The following is a 16864-nucleotide window of genomic DNA, read 5'->3' as shown; positions in this document are numbered from 1 at the left end:
GCCGGAGAATCGAAAAAGGAGTCCCCGTGTTCGGAAGAAGAAAATCAGGCCAGGGGGTCGCTTTCGGGCCGCCCGAAACCCCGGAGAGAACGCCCGCACTGAGAATGGGCGAAGTTTACCGTACCTACGACTCGGGTGCTGGAAAGGTCACCGCTCTTCAGGGTATTTCCGTAGAGCTTGCGAAGGGCAGCTTCACTGCGGTAATGGGTCCGTCCGGATCGGGCAAGAGCACGTTCCTGCACTGCGCCGCCGGGCTCGACCGGCCGAGCAGCGGCGAGGTGTGGCTCGGCGGGACCAGCCTCTCCGGGATGTCGGAGAACCGCCTCACCCGGCTGCGCCGCGAACGCGTCGGCTTCGTCTTCCAGGCCTACAACCTGCTGTCCGCGCTCACCGTCCAGGACAACATCACCATGCCGCTGCGGCTGAACGGCACCGCCGTGGACCGGGGCTGGGCCGAACAGGTGGTCTTCCAGGTCGGGATGGCCGACCGGCTGCACCACCGCCCCGCCGAGCTGTCCGGCGGACAGCAGCAGCGGGTGGCCATCGCCCGCGCCCTCATCACCCGCCCCGACCTGGTGCTGGCCGACGAGCCCACCGGCGCCCTGGACTCCCGCGCAGGCGCACAGGTGCTGTCACTGCTGAGGGACACGGTCGCCGCCCTGGGCCAGACGGTCCTCGTGGTCACCCACGATCCCGTGGCCGCCTCCTACGCCCAGCGTGTGCTCTTCCTCGCCGACGGAAGGCTCGTGGACTCCCTCGACGCCCCGACTCCCGCCGCCGTGGCCGAGCGGATGAGCCGGCTCGGGGAGCGGTGATGATCGACATCGCGTGGAAGACCCTGCGCGCCCGCAAGGGCTCCTTCTCCGGGGCGTTCGTCTCCCTGCTGTGCGCCACCGCGCTGATCGCCGCATCCGGAATCCTCGCCGAGTCCGGCCTGCGCTCCTCCGTCACCCCCCACCGCTACGCGGCCGCGGACGCGGTGGTCGGCGGCGAGCAGACCCTGCGGCTGCCCGGCGGCGACTTCACCGTCTCCGCGCGCCTCCCCGAGACCGTCCGACTGCCCTCGGATCTGGTCGACGCCATGGGCGCCCTGGACGAGGTGGAACTGGCGGTCGGCGACCACCATCTGCCCCTCGCCGTCGGATCCCCGGACGGCGCCGAGCCGCGGTCCGTGCTCGGCCACGGCTGGGACACCGCCCCGCTGGGCCCCTTCGAGCCGACGGAGGGCACGGCCCCACGGCGATCCGGGGAGGTGGCGCTGACGACCGGCCTGGCCACCGCCCTGGGCACCGCCCCCGGGGACCGGGTGCGGATCGTCAGCGCGGCGGAACCGGCCGAGTACCTGGTCAGCGGCACCGTCGACCACCAGGGCTCCGGGGAGGGGCGCGGCGGTTCGGTGTTCCTGCACCCCGACGACGTGGAGCGCCTGGCACCCGGCCCCGAGGCCGTCGACGCGATCGGGATCATCGCCGCGCCGGGCGTGGGCACCGACGAGCTCAACGCCGCTCTGGCGTCCGCCGCGGGTGACACACCCGTCACGGTCCACACCGGTGCGGCCGTCAACCGGATCGAGTTCTCCGACGTGGGAGCCGCGCGCGGACTCCTGCTGGCGATCTCCGGCTCGTTCGGCGGACTGGCGGTGCTCATCGCCCTGTTCGTGGTGTCGGGGACGCTGTCCCTGTCGGTCAACACCCGCCGCCGCGAGCTCGCGGTGCTGCGCGCCATCGGCTCCACCCCCGGCCAGCTCCTGCGCATGATCGGCGCCGAGGCCCTGCTGCTGTCCCTGGTCGCCGGGATCCTGGGGTGTCTTCCGGGGATCCTGGTCGCCCGGGCCATGCACGGGGCCTTCGTCCGGCTCGGGGTGATCCCCGCCGACCTGCCGCTCGTGGTCGGCCCGCTCCCCCTGGCCGCCGCGATACTGCTGACCACGCTGACCGCTCTGGTCGGGAGCACGGCCGCGGCGCTGCGCCCGGCCTGGACCAAGCCCGTGGAGGCGATGCGCGAGTCGTCGGCGGACCGCCGGGCCCCGGCCCGCTGGCGGGGCACCGCCGGGATGGTCTGCCTGGTACTCGGCATCAGCTCCGCGATGACACCGATCGCCCTGCGCAACGACGCCGGAGCCGCCGGGACCGGGGGCTCGGCCCTGCTGCTGGTGGTCGCGGTGGCCCTGCTCGGCCCGACCGTGCTGCGTCCCCTGGTCGCGGCCGTCGTGCGCCCGCTGCGCCGGTTCCGGGTCAGCGGATTCCTCGCCGCGGAGGCCACCGAGTCCGACCTGCGCCGGTTGGGGACCGTCCTCACCCCGCTCGTGCTCGCCGTCGGATTCACCCTGTCCATGGTCCACACCCAGTCGGTGCTGGCCGAGGCGGTCTCCGACCAGGTGGACGAGGGGGTCACCGCGGACGCCGTGGTGGCCGACACCGGTTCCGGCGGCGTCGGCGCGGACGTCGTCGGCGAACTGGCGGCACTGCCCGAGACGGGCCCGGTCACACCGCTGCGGGAGACCCGGGTGTTCGTGCCCTACTCCGTGTTCGGCGACCCCGACCTCGCCTCCTTCCCGGCACGCGGGGTCGCCCCCGAGGGGCTGGAGGACAACCTGGACCCCGGGGTCGCCGACGGCGACCTGGGCGACCTGGCCGGTGCGACGGTCGCGATGGAGCGCTCCGGCGCGGACCTCCTCGGCGCGGACGTCGGGGACGAACTGGACGTGCGCCTGGGGGACGGCACGCCGGCCACGCTACGGCTGGTCGCCACCTACGAGCGCGGCCTGGGGCTGGGCGGGGCGATGGTGCCCCAGGAGGTCGTGGACGGGCACGCCGGACCACCGTCCCGGGTCCTGGTGGGCGCGGCCGAGGGCACCTCGCCCGAGGAGCTGGCCGCCGCGCTGGAGGCGTTCACCGAGCGGTACCCGACACTGCTGCTCGACGACCGGGACGGGTTCGCCGACAGCGCACGGGCCGAGGCGGACCTGGCCGCGTGGGTCAACCTCGTCGGTCTGGCGGTCATCCTGGGCTACATCGCGATCGCCGTGGTCAACAGCCTGGTGATGTCCACCGCCGCACGCTCGCGCGAGTTCGCCCTGCTGCGGCTGATCGGCACGACCCGCCGCCAGGTGCTGCGGGCCCTGCGCTGGGAGGCGTGGGTGATCGTCGTGCTCGCGGTCCTGCTCGGCACGCTGGTGGCCCTGCTCCCCCTGTCGGTTCTGAGCCTGGCCTTCCTCGGCACCCCCGTCCCGGCGGGCTCGCCGCTGGTGTACGCCGGGGTGGCCGCCGCGACGGCGGTACTGGGGGTCGGCTCGGTCATGTTCCCGGTGCGCCTGGCCCTGCGCACCCCTCCGGTGGAGGCGATCGGCCTCCGCGAGTGACACCGGTGTCCTCATCCGTCCGCCCGCTGTCCGCCCGGTGTCCGCCCGTGCCGGGAGAGTGGCGGCGGACATGAGGAGGAATCGTGATGGACACCTGTATCCAGGCCGTCGGCCTGGTCAAGCGGTTCGGTGGGACGACCGCCCTGGACGGGGTGGACCTGGAGGTCCCCACCGGATCGATCCTGGGAGTGCTGGGCCCCAACGGGGCCGGCAAGACCACGGCGGTACGGATCCTGGCGACGCTGTCGTGGCCCGACGAGGGCAGCGTGCGCGTCGCCGGCCACGACGCGCTGCGCGACCCGGTGACGGTCCGCGGCCTGATCGGCCTCACCGGGCAGTACGCGTCGGTGGACGAGGAGCTCACCGGCAGGGAGAACCTCGAACTCATCGGGCAGCTCCTGCGGATGCCCTCCCGGGAGTGGAGGGCACGCGCCCGGGAGCTGGTGGAGCGCTTCGACCTGGTCGAGGCCGGGAACCGCCCCGTCAAGACCTACTCGGGCGGGATGCGGCGCCGGATCGACCTGGCGGCCAGCCTGGTCGGCCGGCCCCGCGTGCTCTACCTGGACGAGCCGACCACGGGTCTGGACCCGCGCAGCCGGGGAGACCTGTGGCGCATCGTGCGTGAACTCGCCGACGACGGCACCACGGTCCTGCTCACCACGCAGTACCTGGAGGAGGCCGACGAGCTCGCCGACCGGATCACCGTGATCGACCACGGCCGCGTGGTGGCCGAGGGTTCGCCCCAGGAGCTCAAGCGCACGACCGGATCCCAGACCCTGCACGTGCGCCCGGTCGACTCCGCCGACATCGACCGAGTGGCCGGCCTCGTCACCGACCTGCTCGGGAGCAGGCCCGTCCTGAGCTCGGACGGCACGACGATCACCGCGCCGACCGACGACCCGGTCCTGCTGTCGTCCCTGGTCCGGAGCTTGGACCAGAGGGCGATCGCCACCGACGAGCTGGCGCTGCGGCTGCCCAGCCTCGACGACGTGTTCTTCTCCCTGACCGGCCGCCCCCTGCCCGACCACACCACTGAGGAGAGCCCCGCATGAGCGCCCCGACCCTCGCCGCTCCCGCGCCCGCCCTGAACCCGGAGGCCAGACGGCGGATCGGCGTGTTCGAGGGGCTCGGCCACAGCCTGACCCTGGCCAAGCGCAACCTGCGCTACGTCGCGCGCACACCCGCGACGCTGATCGACACGGTCATCCAGCCGGTCCTGTTCCTCCTGGTGTTCGTCTTCCTGTTCGGCGGAGCGATCTCCGGCGGCTGGCAGGACTACCTCCAGACCCTGGTCCCCGGACTGATGGTGCAGATCACCATGTACGCGAGCATGGGAACCGGGATGGCGCTCAGCACCGACATCTCCAAGGGTGTGTTCGACCGGTTCCGGAGCCTGCCGATCGCGCGGTCGGCGCCGCTGGTCGGCGCGGTGCTGGGCGACATCATCCGCTACGTCGTGGCGGTGACCGTCCTGCTGCTGCTGGCGTTCGCGCTGGGCTTCCGGATCCAGACCGACCCGCTGTCGGCGCTGCTGGCCTGCGTCCTGGTCATCGTGTTCGGACTGACCCTGTGCTGGCTGTCGGTGCTGGTCGGGATGGTGGTCGCGAGCCCGCAGGCGGTCCCGGGGGTCGCGACGGCGGTCATCCTGCCGCTGACCTTCGGCAGCAACATCTTCGCCGATCCGCAGACCATGCCCCACTGGCTGGAGGTCTGGACCGGGATCAACCCGGTCAGCTACTTCGTGGACACGGTGCGCGGGCTGATGATCGGCGGTCCCGTCGCGGAACCGCTGGCGGTGAGCCTGGTCGCCGTGGCCGTCTGCCACGCCGTCCTCCTACCGATCGCGGTACGCGCCTACCTGCGCAAGGTCCGGTGACACGACGGATGGCACCCGTGTCCCCTCCGAGGCGGAAAGGACGTCCCACGTGACCAGAGTCCACCTGACGACGCGGGACGCGGCGCGTGTCCGCGTTCGGCCAGAACTGTCCATGCTGATCGAGGCCGCCCACGCTCTGGAGTCCGCTCTCTCCGGCGCGGCCCGTCCCGGGGCCTCCGGGTGGGCGCGCCGTACCCGGCTCCGGCTGTCCACGCTGCCGCTCGTACGGGCGGAACTGGTGGAGGCCCACGGGCTCCTGCCCGACGTGCTGTCCCTGGCGCAGTCGCCCGAGGGGCCCCGCGCCCCCGAACCGCACACACCCGACCGCGTGTGGCGCGCGGTGCGGACCCTGGGCCGGGTGGCCCAGGTCCTCGTCCCCGGGCAGGCCCGCGTGCGGGCACTCCAGGTGCTGGCCGCCGACCGGATCGGGGCCCTGGCGGCCGGGGAGGGGACGGCGGTGGCGGTGGAGTCCCTGGGGGACGCCTGCCGGTGGACGGACACGGGCCTGGAGGTCGCCGACGGCCGGGACCTGGACCTGGACCCTCGGGGACACGGCCTGGACCTGCTCCCCTCGGTGTTCCTGGGCTCCGGCCCCCGGGTGGAGCAGTGGGCCGACCCGGAGTCGGGACTGCCCCGGACAGCGCTGCTGTTCCCGGCTCTGGGCCCCCGCGAATCGCTCGACTCCCTGCTGCCGGAGCCGAACCGGTCCCCGGAGGCGCTGGGCCGGCTGCTCGGCCGGACCCGTTCCGCCGTCCTGGGCGGGCTGGTCTCCCCGGTCTCCACGGGAGAGCTGGCCGAGGCCCTCCACGTGTCGCCCACCTCGGTAAGCGAGCACACCGCGGTGCTGCGGGAAACGGGACTGATCACCACGACCCGTGACGGGAACCGGGTCCGGCACCTGGCCACCGACCTCGGCCGGGCCCTTCTCGACCACTGCGGCACGGGAGGCGCGGGGCACCGCACCCGGAGCTGGGCCCGCTTGGCCGAGACCGCCTGAGCGACCGGAACCGCACGGGGCGGGGGCGGCCGGGTCCGGCCGCCCCGCCCCGTCGTGGCGCCGCCTACTCGCCCAGGGCGGTCACCAGGCTCTTCGGACGCATGTCCGTCCAGTTCTCCTCCACGTAGGCCAGCGCCCTCTCACGGGAGGTCTCCTCCAGGGCGATGTCCCAGCCCTCGGGGATCTCGGCGAAGGACGGCCACAGGGAGTGCTGTCCCTCGGCGTTGACCAGGACCAGGTAGGTGGCGTCGTCGTTCTCGAAGGGGTTGCCGCTCATGTTCTTCCTCGTCTCTCTCGTACTTGCGGTGGGCGGGGTCAGTTTCGGCGGCCGCGCCGGGCCGGGGCCGATGCGACCAGCTCTCGCAGGGCGCCGGTGAAGGACCGGGCGAGTCGTTCCACGGTCGCGTCGCGGTGCCGGTTGGCCGAGTAGGTCCAGGAGAACTCCAACCGCCCGCCGGTGACCGAGCCGGTGACGTCGAGCAGGTTGGTGCGCTCCTCGTCCGGGGCGTGGTCCGGGCCGGGAACGGGGGCGAATCGGCGGACGAGTCCGTCCCCTTCCGCCTCACCGAACCGGCCCAGGTAGTTGAAGGAGACCGGGACCTCCGGCAGAGCACGCAGCGGCTCGGTGTCCGGGCCCTCCGCCAGGTACCGCAGCGCCCCGAACCCGATGCCGCGCGGGGCACTCCTGGTCTGGCGCTTGACGGCGGCCACCGTCCCCGGCCAGCCGTCCCCCTCCGGCAGGTCCAGCACGACCGGGTAGACGGTGGTGAACCAGCCGACCGTGCGGGACAGGTCCACGTCCTCGAAGAGGTCCTCGCGGCCGTGTCCCTCCTTCTCCACCAGGATCCGGCCGGAGCCGGTCCAGTCGGCGAGGACCCGGCCGAGCGCGGCCAGGAGCACGTCGTCGATCCGGCACCGGAACGCCCCCGGCACCCGGGAGAGCAGGGCGGCGGTGTCCTCCTCCGACAGCTCCGAGGTGAGCACGCGTTGGGAGGCCACGTCGTTGGGGCCCCCGTCCAGGTCCAGGGGCAGGGCCGTGGCGGCGCCGGAGAGGGTCTCGGCCCAGGCCTCCACGTCGTCTCCGAACCCGCCCTCCCGGACGAACGCGGCCAGACGGTCCGCCCAGACCGGGAACGGGGTGGTCTTCGCGCCGAGGGACACCGGACGCCCGTCCCACAGCTGCCCGTAGGCGATGGCGAGGTCCTCCAGGATCACCCGCCAGGACACCCCGTCCACCACCATGTGGTGCGCCGACAGCAGCAGCCGGTGCCGGTCCGCCGTCCCGGTGTCCACGACCACCGCCTCGAACAGCGGCCCCTCGGCCAGGCGCGTCGAAGGCCGGTCCCGGCCCGCCTCGGACGCGAGGAGCTCCTCGACACCGGCCTCCGACAGGCCGGCCGCGTCCACGACGCGCACCGCCCCGGGTGCGGTCTCCGCTTCCAGGTGCTGTCGCCACTCCCCCTCGGCGCGCTCGACCCTGAGCCGGAGCATGTCGTGGTGGGCCAGGACGTGCTCGGCGGCGCGGGCCACCAGACGCGGGTCGGTGCCCGGCACGGTCTCCGCCAGCAGGGACATGTCGAAGTGCTGGGGGAAGCGCGGATGCGTGTCGAGGAACCAGCGCTGCACCGGCGTGAGGACGACCTCCCCGGTGACCGGCCCGGCCGCGGCGTCCTCCCCACCGGGACCGGCCTCCTCCCGGGCGTCCATGGCGGCGGCGAGCGCGTCGACGGTCTGGTGCAGGAAGACGTCCTTGGAGGCCAGTTCCCGCCCGGCGGCGCGTACCCGGGACACCAGCTGGATGCTCAGGATCGAGTCACCGCCCAGGTCGAAGAAGTTGTCGTGGGCGCCGACCTTCTCGATCCCCAGCAGCTCCCCCCAGACCTGGGCGAGGAGGGCCTGGGTCGGCCCGTGCGGCGGAACGTACCCGGCGGTGCCGAACGCGTCGTCGGCGGGGGCGGGCAGCGCCTTGCGGTCGGTCTTGCCGTTGGCGTTGAGCGGGATGTCCTCCAGCACGACCACGGCCGCCGGCACCATGTAGTCGGGCAGCCGCCGCGCGGCGCCCTCCCGGACGGCCGCGGCGCCCGCGTCCGGCGCGCCCTCCTCCGGAACGACGTAGCCGACCAGCCGACGGACGCCGGGACCGTCCTCCCTGACCACGGCGGCCGCGGAGCGGACCCCGGGCAGCGCGGCCAGCACCGACTCGACCTCGCCGAGCTCGATCCGGAAGCCGCGGATCTTGACCTGGTCGTCGTCTCGCCCCAGGAACTCCAACTCGTGGTCGGCGGTCCAGCGAACGACGTCCCCGGTCCGGTAGATCCGGTCCCCCGACCCGTACGGGTCGGCCACGAAGCGTTCGGCGGTCAGCCCGGGCGCGCCCTCGTAGCCCCGGGCCAGCGACGGCCCGGCCAGGTAGAGCTCGCCGCGTACGCCCGGGGGGACCGGCCGCAGCCACGGGTCGAGGACCAGGGCGCGGGTCCCGGCGACGGGGCGGCCGATCAGCGGGCGTGCTCCGGGCCGGACACGCCAGACCGTGCTGTTCACGGTGTTCTCGGTCGGCCCGTAGAAGTTGTGCACGGCGCGGACCCCGGCCGAGGCGAGCCGCTCGGCCAGGGCCTCGTCCAGCGCCTCGGCGCCCACGGTCAGCACGGTGAGCGGGTGACGCCCCTCCTCCAGGAGCCCGGAGGCGACCAGGTGGGCCAGGTAGGAGGGGGTGGTGTCGAGGTAGTCCACCCGGTGCCGGTCCAGGTGGTCGCGCAGCGCCTCGGCGTCGGTGCGGGTCCGCTCGTCGACCACGTGCAGGCGGTGGCCGCTCAGCAGCCAGGCGAACGGGTCCCAGGAGGCGTCGAAGGTCCACGCGGCCAGATGCGCGGCGGTGAGCCCGCGGCCGTCGGTGTCGGGACCGTCCAGCACCGCGGCCCGGTAGGCGGTGACCATGGCGCACAGGTTGGCGTGGGTGACCACGACCCCTTTGGGGGTCCCGGTCGAGCCGGACGTGAACATCACGTAGGCGGGGTGTCCACCGTGCAGGGGGCGCGTCCGGTCGGCGTCGGCGACCGGTGCGCCCGACTCCTCCGACGCCTCGTCCACCACCGTGACCGGTACCCCCTCGCCCAGGGACCGCCGGGCGGACTCCGCCGTGTCCCGGGTGGCGAGGATCCGCCCGGCGCCCGAGTGCTCCAGGACGGTGCGCGCCCGTTCGGCGGGGGCCGCGGGGTCGACCGGGACGTAGGCCGCCCCGGACCGCAGTACCGCGAACAGGCCGACGACCGCCTCGACGGTGCGGGGCAGGACCGTGACCACCCGGTCTCCGGGACCGACCCCCGCCCCGGCCAGGCGCCGGGCCAGGCGGTTGACGCGCTCGTCCAGCTCGCCGAAGGACAGGGAGTCGGTCCCGTCGGACAGCGCGGGACGGCCGGGTCCGCTCGCCGCCAGCTCGGCCAGGTCGTCGAGGACGTGGCCCCCGCCGGGACCGCTGGTTCGTGCTTCAGGCGCCCTTCCCGCGGCCAGGAGGGCGGCGCGCTCGGCCCCGGGCATGAGGTCCACCGTGTGCACCGGCGCGTCGGGTGCCCTCGTGAGCCCCTCCAGCAGGGCGCACACGTGCTCGGCGAAACGGTCGACGGTCCGTGGGTCGAACAGGTCGGTGTCGTACTCCACCGAGCCGTGCAGACGCCCGCCGTCCACGTAGAAGTCCACGCTGAGGTCGAACAGGGAGCTGCCCCGGGTGAGGGGCTGCTCGGCGACGGACAGCCCGTCGATCTCCCAGACCTGCCCGGGGGCGTTCTGCAGCGCGACGACGGCCTGGACCAGAGTGGGCCGGGACGGGTCGCGGCGCGGGGCGACCGCGTCCACCACGGTGTCGAAGGGGACGTCACCGTTCTGGAAGGCGGTGAGCAGGGTGTCGCGGACCGCCGCGAGCAGCTCGGTCCCGGTGAGCGCCTCGTCCACGCGCATCCGCAGCGCCAGCGTGTTGACGAAGAACCCGACCACGTCCTCCAGCTCCACGCGGTCGCGGCCGGAGACCACCGTTCCGAGGACGATGTCGCGCTGCCCCGTGTAGCGGGACAGGACCACCTGCACGGCGGCGGTCAGCACCATGAAGAGGGTGGCGCCGGTGGAGGCCTCCAGGTCACGGACGGCGGCCAGGGTCGCCTCGGGGACCTCGAAGGCACGGGTCGCGCCCCGGCCCCGGCGCACCGGGGGCCGCGGGTGGTCGGTGGGCAGGGAGAGGGGCTCGGCGCCGGTCAGCAGCTCCCGCCAGTGGTCGAGCCGCTCCTGGAAGGGGCCGGACTCCAGGTAGGTGTCCTGCCACGCCGCGAAGTCGGCGTACTGCAGGCGGGGCGGGCGCAGTCCGGCCCGTTCGGCGAGCGCCTCCGGCCCGGTGCCGGCCCCCGTCCGGGCGGCGGCCCGGTAGAGCGCGCCGAGCTCCCGGGTCAGGACCGACAGGGACCAGGCGTCCACGACGATGTGGTGGATGCCCAGGGCGAGCACGTGCTCGTCGGGGGCCAGGGTGACCAGCAGCGCCCGGAAGAGGGGACCCCCGGCCAGGTCGAAGGGGCGGTGCACGAACTCGGCGAGCACCTCGTCGAGCGCGGCCTCCCGCTCCCGCGCCGGGACGGCGCTCAGGTCGGCGGTGGCCTGGTCGGCCCCCGTGGGGGCTCCGATGGTCTGCACCGGGCGCCCGTCGTGCTCGGCGAACGTGGTGCGCAGCGACTCGTGCCGGTGGACCAGGGCGTCCAGGGACGCGTTCAGGGCGGACACGTCCAGCGGCCCGGTGAGCCGCAGCGCACCTCCGGAGTTGTACTCCGAGCCGCCGGGCTCGTAGCGGTCGAGGAACCACAGGCGGCGCTGGGCGGCCGACAGCGGCAGGTCGGCGTCACGGGACACGGGAACGAGGGCGGTGTCCGCGGCGTCGGCGCCCTTGGCGCTCCCGGTGGTCAGCAGCTCGGCCAGTTCGGCGACGGTCGGGTGGTCGAAGACCGTACGCACCGGCAGCCGGGTCCCGAAGGCGTCGGCGGCGCGGGCGACCATCCGGACCACCCCGACGGAGTCCCCTCCCACCCGGAAGAAGTCGTCGTGCACCCCGACCCGCTCCAGGCCGAGCAGGTCGCACCACAGGGCGGCGAGGTCGCGTTCGGCACGGGTGCGCGGCTCCGTGTACTCGGCCCGGGACTGCCCGGCCCAGTCGACCGGAGGCAGTGCCCCGCGGTCGGTCTTGCCGTTGGCGGTCAGCGGAACGCGGTCCACCAGGACGAACGCGGCGGGGACCATGTACCCCGGCAGCACCCCGGCGGCGCTCTCGGCCAGCTCCGCCGGCGTGGGCGCGGTCCCGTCGGCGGGGACGACGTAGGCGGCGAGCCTGTGCCCGGATCCGCTCCCGTCCACCACGACGACCGCCCGCCCGACCTCGGGCAGGCCGGCCAGCGCGGCCTCCACCTCGCCCGGTTCGATACGGTGCCCGCGAACCTTGACCTGGTCGTCCGCCCGGCCGAGGAACTCCAGTTCCCCGTCGGGGCGGCGGCGCACCACGTCACCGGAGCGGTACATGCGCGACCCGGACGGCCCGAAGGGGTCGGCGACGAAGCGCCCGGCGGTGAGCCCGGGCCGGTTCCAGTACCCGTGCGCGAGCCCGTCCCCGCTGATGTACAGCTCGCCGGGGACACCGTCACGCACCGGGCGCAGCCAGCGGTCGAGCACCTGGACCCTGGTCCCGGCGACCGGGGCGCCCATGGGCGGCGTTCCCGAGCCGGACAGCGGAGTGCTCATCGTGGCGCACACCGTGGACTCGGTGGGCCCGTAGGCGTTGTACATCCGGCGGCCTGAGAAACGCCCGACCAGCTCCCCCGGCCAGGCCTCGCCCGCGACGAGCAGGTGCTCGACGGGGCCCAGGTCGGCGGGGTCCAGGCCCGGCAGCAGCGCCGGGGGAAGGGTGACGTGGCTGATCCGGTGGTCACGCAGCGCGGCGGGGAGCCCGTCCCCGACCAGGCCGGCCCGGGGAAGCAGGACGGTGGCGGCTCCGTTGAGCAGCGCGACCAGCAGCTCGGCGACGGACGCGTCGAAGCTCGGAGAGGCGAACTGCAGCAGTCGGGAGCCGGTGCCGACGTCCATCAGCCGGCCCTGGGTCCGGGCCAGCGCCGCCATGCCGTGGTGCGGGACGACCACGCCCTTGGGACGTCCGGTGGACCCGGAGGTGTAGATCATGTACGCCGGGTCGTGCACCGTGAGGGCCTCGCGCAGTGGCTCGCCCTCCCCGCCGTCGCCCGGGAACAGCACGCGCGTCGACCCCGGGAGGCGGTCTGCTGACTCCGGGGCGGCCAGGACCACCGTCAGGCCGGCGTCGTCGGCCATGTAGGCCAGCCGATCGGTCGGGTAGTCCGGGTCCAGCGGCAGGTAGACGGCGCCGGCGTACACGACGGCCAGGAACAGCACGGCCGTCTCCGGCCCGCGCTCCAGGCACACCCCCACCCGGTCGCCGCGCCGCACACCGTGCTCGCGCAGGTATCCGGCGATCCGGGCCGCCCGGTCGTCGAGCTCGGCGAAGGAGACCGTCTCGCCGGGCCCGACCAGGGCCGGGGCGTCGGGGTGGGCGGACACCCGTGCGGCCAGCAGCTCGGGCAGGGTGCGCGGACGGGGGCCGGCGGGCCCGTCCAGCACGACCGCGTCCTCCCCACCCGGTCGCAGGGCCCGCAGGGGACGGTCGTCGCCGACGCCCTCCAACACGTCGCGCAGGTCGGAGACGAACCGGGCGACGGTCGCCTCGTCGAAGATGTCGGTGTTGAACTCGGCGGACCCGGCGAGCCCTTCGGCGTCTCTCCGGAACTCCAGGGTCAGGTCGAACACCGCGTGTTCGCGCCGTACCGGGAACGGCCGTACATCGAGGTCGCCCAGGGAGGCCTCCCCGCCGTTCCCGACGTTCTGCAGGACGACGGCGGCCTGCACCAGCGGCGGGACGGCGGGGTCCCGCTCGGTCAGCACCGCGTCCACGACGGCGTCGAAGGGGACCTCGGCGTGGTCGAAGTCGGCCAGGACCTCGTCCCGGGTCCGGGCGAGGTTGCCGGAGAAGGAGAGCGTCTCGTCCACCCGGCCGCGCAGGGCGAGGGTGTTGACGAAGAAACCGACCAGGCCGTGCAGCCTGGGGTCCTCCCGGCCCGCCGTGACGGTACCCAGGACCACGTCCTCGTCACGGGTCCAGCGCGCCATGGCGATCCGGGACGCGGTCATCAGCACCATGTACAGGTTGGCGTTGTGCTCGTGCCCCGCCTGTTCGAGCCGGGCGACCAGCGCGTCGGGCAGGCGGAAGCCGTGGCCGGACCCCCGCATGCTCCGCGCCGGAGGACGGGGCCGGTCGGCGGGCAGCTCCAACGGCCGCGCCCCGGTCAGGCGCTCCCTCCAGTGGGCGAGCGAGCGCTCGTAGGCTTCCCCGCTGAGCCGGTCGCGCTGCCAGGCGGCGTAGTCCACGTACTGGAACGGGAGGGGGTCCAGGGTCGCGGCGAGCCCGTCGCCCTCCAGGTGCGGGTTCTGGAGCGCGGCCGTGTACAGGCGGTCCAGCTCGTCCTGGAGGGTGCCGAGCGACCAGCCGTCGGTGATGATGTGGTGCAGGACGGCGAGTAGGACGTGGCGGCGCGGGCCGGTCCGGAACAGGTGCACGCGCAGCAGCGGCCCGGACTCCAGGTCGAAGGGGGCGCCGTAGTGGCGGCCGACGAGCTCGGCGAGTCCGTCCTCACCGGTGTCGACGACCGTGAGGGGGAGCGGGGCGGGCGGGCCGACGACCTGGCGGCCCTCCCCGTCGATCTCGCGGAAGGTGGTGCGCAGCGACTCGTGCCGGTGGACCAGTGCGGTCAGTGCCCGGTCGAGCGCTTCGGTGCTCAGGTCACCGTGCAGGTCCAGGGCGAAGCCGGAGTTGTAGTCGGCCCGTCCCGGCTCGATCCGGTCCAGGACCCACAGCCGCTGCTGGGCGAAGGACAGCACGGCCGGTGCGTCCCGGGTGAGGACGGGCACCTCGTCGGTGCGTCTGCCCCGGTCGCGCAGTCTGCGCATGACCTCCTCCCTCAGCCGGGTCCGATCCTGGTTCATGCCGTTGGCGTCGTTCATGGTTCGTGCTCCTGCCGTGGTCGTGGGATGGGGGGTGGAGGCAGCGGGGAACGAGACGACCGGGGCGCGGACCGGGCTCGGGCCCGCGCCCGCGGGGTCAGTCCGCCAGCTGGCCCATGAGCTCGTCCTCGACGGCCCGGGCGTAGGAACGGACGGTCTGGTGGTCGAACAGGGCCCGGGTGGGCACGGTGACGTCGAGGGCCTCCCGGATGCCGCCGACGACCTGGATGCTCTTCACCGAGTCGCCGCCGACGTCGAAGAAGTTGTCGTCGCGGCCGACCCGGTCGAGCTTGAGCGCCCTGGCCCAGACCTCGGCCACGAGTTCCTCGGTGGGCGTCTGCGGCGCGACGTACCGGCTCTCGGTGATCCGCGCCCAGTCAGGGTCGGGCAGGACCCGGCGGTCCACCTTGCCGTTGGCGTTGAGCGGCAGCGACTCCATGACCGTCAGGACCGACGGGACCATGTAGGAGGGCAGCGCCCGGGCGAGCTCCTCGGTCACCGCCGCGGTGTCGACGGTGCCGGGCACGGACTCGGTCAGGTACCCGGCCAGGACCCGCGTTCCGGAGGGCGACGCGACCACGGCCGCCACGGCCTGGGCGACGCCCGGGCCGTTCGCCAGGGCGCTCTCGATCTCTCCGAGCTCGATCCGGAACCCGCGGAGCTTGATCTGGCCGTCGGATCGGCCGACGAACTCGATCTGCCCGCTCCCCTGCCACCGCACCAGGTCGCCGGTGCGGTAGAGGCGGCCGCCGGAGCCGAACGGGTCGGCGACGAAGCGCTCGGCGGTCAGCCCCGGCCTGCGGTCGTAGCCGCGTGCCACGCCCTCTCCCGCGATGTAGAGCTCGCCGACCGCGCCGACGGGGACCGGCCGCAGGGCCGCGTCCAGCACGTGGGTGCGGGTGCCGTCCATCGGCCGGCCGATCGGGCAGTCCCCGGCCCGCGCCCGGTCCGGTCCGATCGGGGTGCACGTGGCGAACGTGGTGGTCTCGGTCGGACCGTAGACGTGCACGACCTCGGTGTCCCCGCACGCCTCCAGCACCCGGGTGAACGAGGCCGGGTCGGCGGCCTCGCCACCGGTCCACACCTGGCGCAGCCCGGTGAAGCAGCCCGGGTCCTGCTGGGCGAAGAGGTTGAACAGGGCGGTGGTCAGGAACACCGAGCTCACCCCGTGGTCGCGCACGCTCGTCCGGACCATGTCGGCGGTGACACCTTGTTCGGGCGCCACCACGACGGTGCCGCCGCTGAGCAGCGGCACCCAGATCTCGTAGGTGGCCGCGTCGAAGGCGTGCGGGGAGTGGAACAGGACCCGCCCGTGCGCCCCCGGCCACCTGCCGTCCCGGGTGAGGGCCACGATGTTGCGGTGGTCGACCACCACGCCCTTGGGCGTGCCCGTGGACCCGGAGGTGAACATGACGTAGGCGGCCGAGGACGGCAGCGTCCGCGTGTGCGCTCCGTCGGCGGTCGCCCCGTGGGCGGACCGGGCCCGGTCGGACCAGTCCGCGGCGACCGCGGTGATCCCGTCGGGTCCGTAGCGGTGCACGGCGATCGGTGTCGCCCCGGCGTACAGGTCCAGCGCCCCCGGATCTGCGATCGCGGTGTCCACCCCGTTGTCGGCGGCCAGGACGGCCACCCGTTCGGCGGGGACGGTGTCGTGCAGCGGGACGTAGGTGCCCCCCGCTTTGAGGACCCCCAGCATGGCGGCGACGACGCGCGGCGAGCGCGGCATGGACAGGAACACCCGGGACTCGTGGGCGACCCCGTGGGCGCGCAGGTGCTCGGCCACCTCCTCGGCCCGCCGGTCCAGTTCGGCGTAGGTCCACTCCGTCCCGTCGCCGATGAGCGCGGTCGCGTCCGGGCGCACCCGCACCTGCTCGGCGAACAGCTCGGGCAACGTGTGCTCGGGCGGGTCCAGTGCGGCACCGTCGGTGAAGGCGGCGGTGGCGGAGGAGTCCGCGCCCGCCACCGCGCCCAGGGGACGGCTCGGGTCCCGCACCAGCGAGGCGAGGACCGCCGACAGGTCGTCGAGCAGGCGGTGGGCGGTGTCCTCGTCGAAGTGGTCGGGCTCGTAGCCGATGAGCAGGCGGATCCGCTCGGTGGCGTACGCGCTGAGCGCGAGCGGGTAGTTGGTGGCCTCCTCGGCGGTGACGTCGAGGACCCTCAGTCCGTGGTCCCGGGCGGCCTGTTCGTCCACGGGGTAGTTCTCGAACACCACCAGGCTGTCGAACAGCTGTGTGTCGCCCGGCAGCCCCGCCTCACCCTGGATCCGGGGCAGCGGAAGGTAGTCGTACTGGCGCGCGGCCACCTGGCGTTCCTGGAGTTCGTGGAGCCAGGTGTTGACGGGGGTGTGGGGGGTGATGCGGACGCGGACGGGCAGGGTGTTGATGAAGATGCCCACGGCGGACTCCACACCGTGCTGGTCGGCGGGGCGTCCGGAGGTGGTGGCGCCGAAGACGACGTCGGTGTCGCCGGAGTGGGCGGACAGCAGCAGCGCCCACGCGCCCTGGACCAGCGCGTTCACCGTCAGACCCTGCTCACGCGCGAA

8 protein-coding genes are annotated in these 16864 nt (G+C 74.0%); 5 read left to right on the top strand and 3 right to left on the bottom strand.

The window, feature by feature from the left end; all coding sequences use genetic code 11:
- Nucleotides 1–104 precede the first annotated feature (104 nt).
- From NOSIN_RS22820 to NOSIN_RS22800, 5 genes are all read left to right on the top strand, one after another.
- A complete protein-coding gene (locus tag NOSIN_RS22820) occupies nucleotides 105–815 on the top strand; it encodes an ABC transporter ATP-binding protein (RefSeq protein WP_077692699.1) in 711 nt (236 codons plus the stop codon).
- The gene (locus NOSIN_RS22815) at nucleotides 815–3361 is read left to right on the top strand and encodes an ABC transporter permease (protein WP_077692698.1); all 2547 of its coding nucleotides are present in this window, start codon (nucleotides 815–817) and stop codon (nucleotides 3359–3361) included. The genes NOSIN_RS22820 and NOSIN_RS22815 overlap by 1 nt, the downstream gene beginning before the upstream one ends.
- Before the next feature lie 86 nt (nucleotides 3362–3447).
- Nucleotides 3448–4413 (top strand): ATP-binding cassette domain-containing protein, encoded by a 966-nt coding sequence (locus NOSIN_RS22810; RefSeq protein ID WP_077692697.1) that lies wholly within the window; start codon nucleotides 3448–3450, stop codon nucleotides 4411–4413.
- Nucleotides 4410–5237 carry an ABC transporter permease gene (locus tag NOSIN_RS22805; protein ID WP_077692696.1) on the top strand — a complete coding sequence of 276 codons (828 nt, stop codon included), beginning with the start codon at nucleotides 4410–4412 and terminating at the stop codon, nucleotides 5235–5237. Before NOSIN_RS22810 ends, NOSIN_RS22805 begins: the two co-directional genes overlap by 4 nt.
- A 49-nt stretch (nucleotides 5238–5286) precedes the next feature.
- Complete coding sequence (locus NOSIN_RS22800; RefSeq protein ID WP_236743418.1) at nucleotides 5287–6234, top strand: ArsR/SmtB family transcription factor; 948 nt, start codon at nucleotides 5287–5289, stop codon at nucleotides 6232–6234.
- Between the two features lie 64 nt (nucleotides 6235–6298).
- Here the strand turns inward: NOSIN_RS22800 and NOSIN_RS22795 are convergent, their stop codons facing one another.
- From NOSIN_RS22795 to NOSIN_RS22785, 3 genes are all read right to left on the bottom strand, one after another.
- Nucleotides 6299–6511, bottom strand: coding sequence for an MbtH family protein (locus NOSIN_RS22795; protein WP_077692694.1), 213 nt, complete (start codon nucleotides 6509–6511; stop codon nucleotides 6299–6301).
- Between the two features lie 38 nt (nucleotides 6512–6549).
- Nucleotides 6550–14322: a non-ribosomal peptide synthetase gene (locus NOSIN_RS22790; protein ID WP_077692693.1), complete on the bottom strand. Its 7773-nt coding sequence runs from the start codon at nucleotides 14320–14322 to the stop codon at nucleotides 6550–6552.
- 97 nt (nucleotides 14323–14419) lie between these two features.
- The coding region (locus tag NOSIN_RS22785; protein WP_143833077.1) for a non-ribosomal peptide synthetase at nucleotides 14420–16864 on the bottom strand (2445 nt) is incomplete at its 5' end.

Origin of the sequence: Nocardiopsis sinuspersici (assembly GCF_001998325.1) — a bacterium.
GTDB lineage: Bacteria > Actinomycetota > Actinomycetes > Streptosporangiales > Streptosporangiaceae > Nocardiopsis > Nocardiopsis sinuspersici.
This window is presented reverse-complemented; position numbering and strand designations above follow the sequence as displayed.

Excerpts from the sequence above, each read along its gene's own strand:
- NOSIN_RS22805 (WP_077692696.1), top strand. The coding sequence starts at position 4,410 with ATGAGCGCCCCGACCCTCGCCGCTCCCGCGCCCGCCCTGAACCCGGAG.
- NOSIN_RS22790 (WP_077692693.1), bottom strand. The coding sequence starts at position 14,322 with ATGAACGACGCCAACGGCATGAACCAGGATCGGACCCGGCTGAGGGAG.
- NOSIN_RS22820 (WP_077692699.1), top strand. The coding sequence starts at position 105 with ATGGGCGAAGTTTACCGTACCTACGACTCGGGTGCTGGAAAGGTCACC.
- NOSIN_RS22815 (WP_077692698.1), top strand. The coding sequence starts at position 815 with ATGATCGACATCGCGTGGAAGACCCTGCGCGCCCGCAAGGGCTCCTTC.
- NOSIN_RS22795 (WP_077692694.1), bottom strand. The coding sequence starts at position 6,511 with ATGAGCGGCAACCCCTTCGAGAACGACGACGCCACCTACCTGGTCCTG.
- NOSIN_RS22810 (WP_077692697.1), top strand. The coding sequence starts at position 3,448 with ATGGACACCTGTATCCAGGCCGTCGGCCTGGTCAAGCGGTTCGGTGGG.